Here is a 9,785-nt window from a genome sequence, read left to right as displayed (position 1 = left end):
GCCCTCGCCGCCCGGGGCCTCCCCGCGCGCACGATCGACGGTTTCCTGCGCCCGCTGCTCGCCGCCCTGCTGTGCGACCCGGAGCTGACCACGTCCAGCCGCTGCGCGGACCTCGCTCTGCGCGCCTTCGCCGGCGGACGCTTGTGCGTCCCGGAGGGCGGCGCCGAGATGCTGCCGGAGCTGCTGGCCCGGACGCTGCCGCCGGGCACCGTGCACACCGGCGTGCGCGTCACGTCGGTCGCCACGACCTCGGTGACCACCGCCGAGCACGGCGAGTTCCCCTGCCGGGCCGTCCTGGTGGCCACCGACGCCCGCACCGCCGCCGACCTCCTGCCCGGCCTGCGCGTCCCCGGCTTCCACCCGGTCACGGTCGTCCACCACACCACGGACGAGCCACCGCAGACCGGCCCCGCCCTCCTCCTCGACGCCGACCGCGGCGGCCCGGTGGCCCACACGGCGGTGGTCAGCGAGATCGACCCCACCCGGGCCCCCGCAGGCCGCGCCCTCATCTCCTCGACGCTCCTCGGCACACCCCCACCGGACGCCGACACGGCCGTACGCACGCACCTCTCCCGCCTCTACGGCACCCCCACCACCCGCTGGGAAACCCTCGCCGTCCACCACACAGCCGAGGCCGTCCCCACCATGACCCCACCCCACGACCTACGCCGCCCCGTACGCCTCCTCGCAGGCCTCTACGTCTGCGGCGACCACCGAGACACCAGCACGGTCCAGGGCGCCCTGCACTCAGCCCACAGGGCAACGACAGCAATCCTGACGGACCTGGGCGCAACGGGGTCATTGCACAGAGCAGACCCACACCCAACAACGCAGGCCGCTTAAGACGCCGTAAGGGGCGCGGGGAACTGCGCGATCAACCACTACGGCGCCGCACCAGACATACGACAGTCGGAGCTACGGCGAATAGCTACCCGAACGCCGCGACCTTGTCGCGATACCCCCGCACTGGCGCCGCATCCTTATACGGCTCCAACCGCCGCTCAAAGTCCCGCACATACTCCACCGCCCGCACCGACCGCATCTCCGCCGCAGCTCCCGCCGCCTCCGCCCCCAACACGCACGCCTGATCAAGCTCCCCCAGCCCGAGCCGCGCAGACGCAAGCACCACCCGGCAGAACAACCGACTGCGCGCATACGACGGCGCACGCAACTGCAACGACCGCTCCGCATGCTGAGCCGCCGCACGAAACTGCTGCAGATCCCGATGACAGTGCCCGAACTCATCGGCGAGCTGCGCCTCGTCGAAGAACCGCGCCCAGTGCGGCACTTCATCGCCGGGCCGAGCAGCCTCCAGCGCCCGCTCGGCCCGCACCAGCGACGCGGTACACGCCCGCACCTCCCCGAGCACCCCGTGCCCACGCGCCTCGACCGCGTGCAGCAGCGCCTGCACGACGGGCGGCGCGGTCGTCCCGACCCCCTGCTGCGCCACCCGCGCCAGCTGTACGGCCTCCCGCCCGTGTCCGAGATAGACGGCCTGCCGGCTCATGGTGATCAGCACGAACGAGCCGTACGCCCGGTCCGCCGCCGCCTGCGCAAGACGCAGCGCCTGCACGAAGTACCGCTGGGCGAGCCCGTGCGCGGCGATGTCGTACGACGTCCAGCCCGCGAGCCGGGTCAGATCGGCGGCGGCCGCGAACAGGCGGCGGCCGGTCTGCTCGCCGTATGTGCCGCGCAGCATCGGCTCGCACTCGTGCTCCAGATAGCGCACGAGGGCCTGCCGGGCGTGGCCGCCGCCGTACATGTCGTCCAGGGTGCGGAACAGCTCGCCGACCGAGCGGAGGGCGGCGATGTCACCGCCGGTGACCCGCTGGCCGGGGCCGCGATCGGCCTGGCCGCGCTGGCGGGGCAGGACCGGGCGGCCCTGCGCGGGGACGCGGGCGGGCTGCTCGCCGCGGGCCACCTTGTCGTCGGCGCGGCCGATCAGCCAGTCCCGGCTGGGCACGACGAGCCCGGCCGCGGTGAACGCGATCTTGCGCAGCTCGGCGTGGCTGCCGGAGTCCTTGCGCCACAGCCCGCTGACGATGTCGACGGCCTCCTCGGGGGTGCCGGCGAATTCCAGCCCGGCGTACACCGGCGCACAGGCGTCGAGGCCGAGATCCTGGGCGGTGAGCCGCCGCCCGAGCCGCCGGGTGAACACCTCGGCGATGAGTGCGGGCGTCGTCCCCCGGGGCTGCTGGCCGCGCAGCCACCGGGTCACGGATGTCTTGTCGTATCTCAGGTCCAGCCCGTGTTCGAGTCCGAGCTGGTCCACTCGACGGGCGAGACCCGCGTTGGAGAACCCCGCTTCTGCGATGAGCGCGGCGAGCTGTCGGTTGGGAGTGCGCTGCGCGGGTCGTTCCGTCATCTGCGGTACGGTCTCCTGCCTTTCGGGCCTCGCGTTTTGGCCTCGGTGAACGGCGCGAATGTAGCGGAGAGTAAGCAAGCCATCACACTCTTCGCCGCCTATTCATCCGATCGTGTGAGGATTGCCCTCAGGACTGACGGGCATCGACCGGACGTACAGTGGCGTGGGCGCGTTACGTGCCTGACACAGCCATCTTTGAGGGAGGCGCTTGCCGTGAGTGGATTGCGGTTCGTCCGGATGGGATTCGGAGCGGAAGCCGTCGAGTACCAGGAGGCGTGGGACGAGCAGCGCCGGGTGCACGCCGCGCGCTTCGCGGACGAGATCCCCGACACCGTGCTGCTCCTGGAGCACCCCGCGGTGTATACGGCGGGCCGCCGCACGGCCGACGACGAACGCCCCCTCGACGGCACCCCCGTCATCGACGTGGACCGCGGCGGCAAGATCACCTGGCACGGACCGGGCCAGCTGGTGGGCTACCCCATCCAGAAGCTCCCGCGTCCGGTGGACGTCGTGGCGCATGTACGACGCCTGGAAGAGGCCCTGATCCGCACCTGCACGGAGTTCGGCCTGGAGACCAGCCGGGTCGAGGGCCGCAGCGGAGTGTGGGTCCTCGGCGACCCGGTCGAGCAGCGCCCCGCCCTGGGCGGACTGTCCCTGGACTTCGACCCCCGGCTGCACGACGAGGAGTTCGACCCCCGCCTCAACGGCCCCGAGTACGCCCCCTCCAACGCCGGCCAGCGCCGCGAGGACCGCAAGATCGCCGCGATCGGCATCCGTGTCGCCAAGGGCGTGACGATGCATGGCTTCGCCCTGAACGTGAACCCGGACAACAAGTGGTTCGACCGCATCATCCCGTGCGGGATCCGCGACGCGGGCGTGGCCTCGCTGGCGAGCGAACTCGGCCGGGACGTGACGATCGCGGAGGTGCTGCCGGTCGTGGAACGGCACCTGAGGGACGTACTCGAGAACGCGGAGCTGAAGCCGCGGGAGATCGAGAAGGCGACCGCCTGAGGCCGGGAATCAGCCCTGTGACGATGAGGTTGGCCTCAGAGCAGGACTGAGTATGCACGGGCGTACGCTGGTGTACGCCGAAGAATCGAAGCTACAGGGAGCCGACGTGTCCGCAGTCTCACCGGACGGACGCAAGATGCTGCGCCTGGAGGTCCGCAACAGCCAGACCCCCATCGAGCGCAAGCCCGAGTGGATCAAGACCCGGGCGAAAATGGGTCCCGAGTACACGAAGATGCAGAGCCTCGTCAAAAGCGAGGGCCTGCACACGGTCTGCCAGGAAGCCGGCTGCCCCAACATCTACGAGTGCTGGGAGGACCGCGAGGCCACCTTCCTCATCGGCGGCGACCAGTGCACCCGGCGCTGCGACTTCTGCCAGATCGACACCGGCAAGCCCGAGGCCCTCGACCGCGACGAGCCCCGCCGGGTCGGCGAGTCCGTGGTCACCATGGACCTCAACTACGCCACCATCACCGGCGTCGCCCGCGACGACCTGGAGGACGGCGGCGCCTGGCTGTACGCCGAGACGGTCCGCCAGATCCACGAGCAGACCGCCTCCCGCGAGGCCGGCCGCACCAAGGTCGAGCTGCTCGCCCCGGATTTCAACGCCGTACCGGAGCTGCTGGAGCAGGTCTTCGACTCCCGCCCCGAGGTCTTCGCGCACAACGTCGAGACGGTCCCCCGGATCTTCAAGCGCATCCGCCCCGGCTTCCGCTACGAGCGCTCGCTCGCGGTCATCACCGCCGCCCGCGACTACGGCCTGGTCACCAAGTCGAACCTCATCCTCGGCATGGGCGAGACCCGCGAGGAGGTCAGCGAGGCGCTGCGGCAGCTGCACGACGCCGGCTGCGAGCTGGTCACCATCACGCAGTACCTGCGGCCGAGCGTCCGTCACCACCCGGTGGAGCGCTGGGTCAAGCCGATGGAGTTCGTGGAGCTGAAGGACGAGGCCGAGCAGATCGGCTTCTCGGGCGTCATGTCCGGCCCGCTGGTCCGCTCCTCGTACCGCGCCGGGCGGCTGTACCAGATGGCCGTCGAGAAGCGCGGCGCGTACGTCGCGTCGCAGGCTGTCTGACACATCGTCACCCGCCTTGCCCCGCAAGGTTGCGGGCAAGCGTGTGAATTCGCGCACAAGAAACTACCCGCCAGTAGTGGCGGGAACGACGCGGCTCTGAACGTCCTCGCAGATGGAGGCGTACATCAGGGCCGCGTCAGGGTTTTCGGCCCTTGTATCAAGGTTTCATTGGCGTTTGACCGGTCGGTCACGCCCTGGTAACACCATTCAGTGACGCTCGACTCACGCCACGTACACCCGCATCCGCCGCCATCCCGAGGGGGGACCTCCAAGATGCAGGCCGCGCCCGTTCGCGCCACCGCCATCCCGTCCGTCACCGACGCACTCCGCGCCGTCGAGTCACTGCTGATGAGCAGCGGCCAGCGCACCGCCCGTCGTAACGCCTGGACCTCCGTCCTGGAGGACCGCCGCCGCGCCAAGGACCGGGTCGAGGCACAGCGCGTCCTCGAGCAGGCCCTCGCCGGACGCTCCTGACCCGGCACCTCCTGAAGCCCTCCCCCCTCGTTCCGGGCACTGCCGTCGTCCGCGCTCCCGGGGCCACGTAGACTTCGTGGCATGGCGAGGAAGGACACGGCAGCGGATGCTGCGAACCCCGGGCGACTGAAGCAGATCGCTCTGACCTACAAGATGACCCGCAGGGCCGACAAGAAGATCGGCCTTGTACTCGCGGCAGTCGGAATCGTCACCCTCGGTGTCTTCCTCGCGATCGGTTTCTTGATCGGTCACCCCATTTACCTCGGCATCCTGGGCTTCCTGCTCGCCTTCCTCGCGATGGCGATCGTGTTCGGGCGCCGGGCCGAGCGGGCCGCCTTCGGGCAGATGGAGGGACAGCCGGGCGCTGCCGCGGCGGTACTGGACAACGTCGGCCGGGGGTGGACGACGACCCCCGCGGTGGCGATGAACCGCAGCCAGGACGTGGTGCACCGGGCTGTCGGCAAGGCCGGCATCGTGCTGGTCGCCGAGGGCAACCCGAACCGGGTGAAGAGCCTGCTGGCCGCCGAGAAGAAGAAGATGAACCGCATCGTCGCGGACGTGCCGGTGCACGACATCATCGTCGGCACGGGCGAGGGCCAGGTCGAGCTGAAGAAGGTGCGGACCACCATGCTGAAGCTGCCGCGCGTGCTGACCGGCCCGCAGGTGACGGCCACCAACGACCGGCTGCGCGCCATGGGCGACCTGATGAGCAACATGCCGATGCCGAAGGGCCCGATGCCGAAGGGCATGAAGCTGCCGAAGGGCGGCCCGAAGGCCCGCTGACACCAGAGGGAGTTCAGGCCAGCGTCCTGAAGTCCCGGTCGTAGTAGACCATCGGGGATCCCTCACCCAGCCGTACACCCGTCACCCGGCCGATCAGGACCGTATGGTCCCCGGCCGGGTGACGTGCGTATGCCTCGCAGTCCAGCTCGGACAGGGCCCGCTCGACCGTCGGCAGTCCGCCGGGGCCGAGCCGCAGCCCGCCGACCGCGAACTTGTCGGTGCCCTTGGTGGCGAAACGCAGGGCGAGCGGCTGGTGGACCGGGGTCAGCACGCTCACCGCGAAACGGTCGCAGCGTGCGAACGACCACGCCGAGTCGGCCGCGTTCGACAGGCACACCAGGACCATCGGCGGCTCCAGCGACACCGAGCAGAAGGAACTGGCGGTGAATCCGCGCGGGGTGCCGTCCTGGCACCGGGTGGTCACCACCACGACGCCGGAGGGAAAGCGGGCCATCGCGGCCCGGAACTCCTCGGGCGCCACCAGCGCTTCCGCCAGGGCTACGTCATCCGGAATGGCTATGTCATCCGGTATGTCTATGTCCTGTTGCTCCGTCATGCGGCCGCACCACCTGTTGGCCTCGGCGTGTTCAAGGTCGACTATGAGGCCGCCGCCCCTGCCCAGCAACCGGAGTCAGACGGACCTGAGCGCCCAGGCGCCGTAGGCCGCACCCGTGGACTCGAAGGAAAGCGCCACGTGGGAGGCGGCGCTGTTCACGTCCCGCCAGAAGCGCTGCACCGGGTCGGTGGCGGACTGTCCGGACGTGCCGCTGGTGCGGAAGACCCGGCCGACCGCCGAGACCAGCAGCTCCACCGCCAGTGCCAGATCCCGGGCGCCGCGGACCGCCGCCTCGCCCTCCGGCGGGGTCTCCATGCCGTCGGCGACCGCCGCGGTACGCCGGACGAGGAGTTCCGCGGCGTCCACCTCGGCGGCCGAGCGGGCCAGGGAGACCTGTGTCGAGGGCATCTCACGGACGGCCCGGCCCCGCCGGTCGACACGGGAGGCGGTCCGTTCGACCCAGGCACGCATCGCGCCCCGCACGGCGCCGACCAGCGGGGCGGCGAAGGGCAGCGAGTTCACGGCGTACATCGGCACGATGTGGCAGCGCGCGTCCGACGCGGGGGCCCGCCCGGCATGGACGGCGGAGCGGGCCAGGGTGCGGTGCTCGGGCACGTGGACGTCGGTCAGGACCAGGGTGTCGCTGCCGGTTCCGCGCATGCCCACGGAGTACCAGCTGTCGGTGATGGTGAAGTCGGCCTTCGGCACCGCGAAGTACCGCACCTCGGGCCGCCCCTCGGGGTCAGCGGAACGCTCCTCGGGTACGGCCGCGCAGGCGAGGGCCCAGTCGGCGAAGTGCACCCCGCTGATGTACTTCCACTCGCCGCTGAGCCGCCAGCCGCCGGCCACGCGCTCCGCCGTGCCGGACGGCATGAGCGCGGCGGCCACCAGCGCGTCCGGGCCGTCCGCCCAGATCTCCGCCTGGCCCTCGGCGGGCAGGAACGCCGCGTACCGGCCGGCGTAGGCGGCCAGCGACGCCGCCCAGGCCGCCGACGTACAGCCCTGTCCGACCACGAAGACCGCCGAGGTCAGCTCGGTGAAACCGCCGGCCGTGCCGCCGTGCGCCACCGGCACGAAGTGCCGCGCGAAACCGGCGTCCCGCACCGCCTGGACCACCTGCGGCGAGAGGCGCCGGGCGGCCTCCGCCTCCTCCGTGTGCCGGGCCGCGATGTCGGCGACCTGCGATGCCCGAGCCACGATCGTCGACATGTTGTCGTACGACATATTGTCCAACCACCTCCGCCGATATGGCGGCAGTGTTCCGAACGCGGTTCGACCGGGACGGGACCCCGGGCCGTGGCCGGTCCGGCCGTCACCCGACCGGCGTCATATGTGAAGACTGCCGCAGCTCAGATCCGTACCTCGACCGTGCGCGCCAGCCGGTCGTGCAGCCCCCGGCCGTCGCGGTCCCAGATCAGGGCCGGGATGGCGACGCAGAGGAGGGCCGAGCGGAGCAGGGCGCGCACCGGGTTGACCGTGCCGGTGTCCAGGTGGACGACGCGCAGGCCGAAGAGGCGCTTGCCGGGGGTGAAGCCGATCGTGCCGACGGTCAGGGCGCTCATGACGAAGAAGATGAGCAGGGCCCAGTTTCCGGTCGCCTGCTGGTAGCCGTCCGTGATGAGGCCGTATGCGATCAAGAGGCACAGCGCCCAGTCCACGGCGAGGGCGCCGAGGCGGCGGCCGGGGCGGGCGATCGAGCCGGGCCCCTCCTCCGGGAGACCGAGCTGCTCCCCCCGGTATCCGAAGTCGGCACCGGCGTCCTCCATGGCCGCGCGGGGGCCGGAAAGCCACGATCCGATTGCTTGCCTCTTGTCCACGCGTACACGGTACTGCGGCCCTGTCCGGCCAGGGCACGGCGGGGTGTTTCCGAGCTACGGTGGAACCCGGGCCGGTTAACTTGTGCGAAACAAATGGGTCACGCCCGAGAAATCACGCGTCCCTAGGGTCGAGGTCAGCGTGTGCCACCGCACTGGCCGCACGAACGAACTACCACCCCGGCGGGACGGTCGGGAGTAGGAGGAGCTGGATGTTCCAGAACGCCGACGAGGCCAAGAAGTTCATCGCGGACGAGGACGTCAAGTTCATCGACGTCCGCTTCTGCGACCTCCCGGGCGTCATGCAGCACTTCACGGTGCCTGTCGATGCGTTCGACCCGGATGACGAGCTGGCGTTCGACGGCTCCTCGATCCGTGGCTTCCAGGCCATCCACGAGTCCGACATGGCGCTGCGCGCGGACCTGTCGACCGCCCGGGTCGACGCCTTCCGCCGTGACAAGACGCTGAACATCAACTTCTTCATCCACGACCCGATCACCGGCGAGCAGTACAGCCGTGACCCGCGCAACGTGGCGAAGAAGGCCGAGGCGTACCTCGCGTCCACGGGTATCGCCGACACCGCGTACTTCGGTCCCGAGGCCGAGTTCTACGTCTTCGACAGCGTCCGCTTCGCGACCCGCGAGAACGAGTCCTTCTACCACATCGACTCCGAGGCCGGCGCCTGGAACACCGGTGCCATCGAGGACAACCGCGGTTACAAGGTCCGCTACAAGGGCGGCTACTTCCCGGTCCCGCCGGTCGACCACTTCGCCGACCTGCGCGCCGAGATCTCCCTGGAGCTGGAGAAGGCCGGCCTGAAGGTCGAGCGCCAGCACCACGAGGTGGGCACCGCCGGCCAGGCCGAGATCAACTACAAGTTCAACACGCTGCTCGCCGCGGCCGACGACCTCCAGCTCTTCAAGTACATCGTGAAGAACGTCGCCTGGCGCAACGGCAAGACCGCGACCTTCATGCCGAAGCCGATCTTCGGTGACAACGGCTCGGGCATGCACATCCACTCGTCGCTGTGGACGGGCGGCTCGCCGCTCTTCTACGACGAGTCCGGCTACGCGGGCCTGTCGGACACCGCCCGCTACTACATCGGCGGCATCCTCAAGCACGCCCCGTCGCTGCTGGCCTTCACCAACCCGACGGTGAACTCGTACCACCGCCTGGTCCCGGGCTTCGAGGCGCCGGTCAACCTGGTGTACTCGCAGCGCAACCGCTCCGCCGCGATGCGTATCCCGATCACGGGCTCCAACCCGAAGGCCAAGCGCGTCGAGTTCCGCGCGCCCGACTCCTCCGGCAACCCGTACCTCGCCTTCTCTGCCCTGCTGCTTGCGGGCCTGGACGGCATCAAGAACAAGATCGAGCCGGCCGAGCCGATCGACAAGGACCTGTACGAGCTGGCTCCCGAGGAGCACGCGGGCGTCCCGCAGGTCCCGACCTCCCTCCCGGCCGTCCTCGACTCCCTCGAGCGCGACCACGAGTTCCTCCTCCAGGGCGACGTGTTCACCGCCGACCTGATCGAGACGTGGATCGACTTCAAGCGCACGAACGAGATCGCGCCGCTGCAGCTCCGTCCGCACCCGCACGAGTTCGAGCTCTACTTCGACGTGTGATATCGCCCCAGGTCAGAGCGGCTGTCAGCTCTCCTGGGCCGTCTGTGGGCCGGGGGGGGGGGGGGTTCCACACCCGGGAGGGGCGGGC

10 protein-coding genes are annotated in these 9,785 nt (G+C 70.3%); 6 read left to right on the top strand and 4 right to left on the bottom strand.

All coding sequences use genetic code 11. The annotated features are described in order from the left end of the window. Nucleotides 1-843: FAD-dependent oxidoreductase (locus AB0I98_RS49055; protein WP_362952909.1), on the top strand; the 843-nt coding region annotated here is incomplete at its 5' end. Between the two features lie 85 nt (nt 844-928). Here the strand turns inward: AB0I98_RS49055 and AB0I98_RS49050 are convergent. After that, a complete protein-coding gene (locus tag AB0I98_RS49050; RefSeq protein ID WP_362952907.1) occupies nt 929-2,365 on the bottom strand; it encodes a regulator in 1,437 nt (478 codons plus the stop codon). Between the two features lie 213 nt (nt 2,366-2,578). On the opposite strand from AB0I98_RS49050, the gene lipB reads away from it, so the two are divergent. The 4 genes from lipB (at nt 2,579) to AB0I98_RS49030 (ending at nt 5,705) form a co-directional block, all read left to right on the top strand. Beyond that, the gene (gene lipB, locus AB0I98_RS49045) at nt 2,579-3,376 is read left to right on the top strand and encodes a lipoyl(octanoyl) transferase LipB (protein ID WP_362952905.1); all 798 of its coding nucleotides are present in this window, start codon (nt 2,579-2,581) and stop codon (nt 3,374-3,376) included. A gap of 106 nt (nt 3,377-3,482) precedes the next feature. After that, complete coding sequence (gene lipA / locus AB0I98_RS49040) at nt 3,483-4,448, top strand: lipoyl synthase (protein WP_362952903.1); 966 nt, start codon at nt 3,483-3,485, stop codon at nt 4,446-4,448. A 273-nt stretch (nt 4,449-4,721) separates the two neighbouring features. Then, the gene (locus AB0I98_RS49035) at nt 4,722-4,922 is read left to right on the top strand and encodes a hypothetical protein (RefSeq protein ID WP_210576234.1); all 201 of its coding nucleotides are present in this window, start codon (nt 4,722-4,724) and stop codon (nt 4,920-4,922) included. Between the two features lie 81 nt (nt 4,923-5,003). Then, the gene (locus AB0I98_RS49030) at nt 5,004-5,705 is read left to right on the top strand and encodes a DUF4191 domain-containing protein (RefSeq protein WP_210576235.1); all 702 of its coding nucleotides are present in this window, start codon (nt 5,004-5,006) and stop codon (nt 5,703-5,705) included. A 13-nt stretch (nt 5,706-5,718) separates the two neighbouring features. Here AB0I98_RS49030 and AB0I98_RS49025 read toward each other — a convergent pair whose 3' ends face one another. The 3 genes from AB0I98_RS49025 to AB0I98_RS49015 form a co-directional block, all read right to left on the bottom strand. Next, nucleotides 5,719-6,159, bottom strand: coding sequence for a flavin reductase family protein (locus AB0I98_RS49025; protein ID WP_362952911.1), 441 nt, complete (start codon nt 6,157-6,159; stop codon nt 5,719-5,721). A 177-nt stretch (nt 6,160-6,336) separates the two neighbouring features. Beyond that, nucleotides 6,337-7,485, bottom strand: a complete 1,149-nt coding sequence (locus tag AB0I98_RS49020) for an acyl-CoA dehydrogenase family protein (RefSeq protein ID WP_362952901.1) — start codon at nt 7,483-7,485, stop codon at nt 6,337-6,339. A gap of 125 nt (nt 7,486-7,610) precedes the next feature. Continuing rightward, nucleotides 7,611-8,078 (bottom strand): RDD family protein, encoded by a 468-nt coding sequence (locus AB0I98_RS49015; RefSeq protein ID WP_362952899.1) that lies wholly within the window; start codon nt 8,076-8,078, stop codon nt 7,611-7,613. A 209-nt stretch (nt 8,079-8,287) separates the two neighbouring features. Here AB0I98_RS49015 and glnA point away from each other — a divergent pair, with 209 nt between their 5' ends. Beyond that, on the top strand, nt 8,288-9,697 hold the full coding sequence (gene glnA, locus AB0I98_RS49010; RefSeq protein WP_362952897.1) for a type I glutamate--ammonia ligase: 1,410 nt from the start codon (nt 8,288-8,290) through the stop codon (nt 9,695-9,697). Nucleotides 9,698-9,785: the final 88 nt, after the last annotated feature.

The sequence above is a fragment of the Streptomyces sp. NPDC050211 genome (genome assembly GCF_040656035.1).
GTDB lineage: Bacteria > Actinomycetota > Actinomycetes > Streptomycetales > Streptomycetaceae > Streptomyces.
The sequence above is the reverse complement of the archived record's forward strand: the minus strand, read 5'-3'. Positions and strand labels throughout refer to the sequence as shown.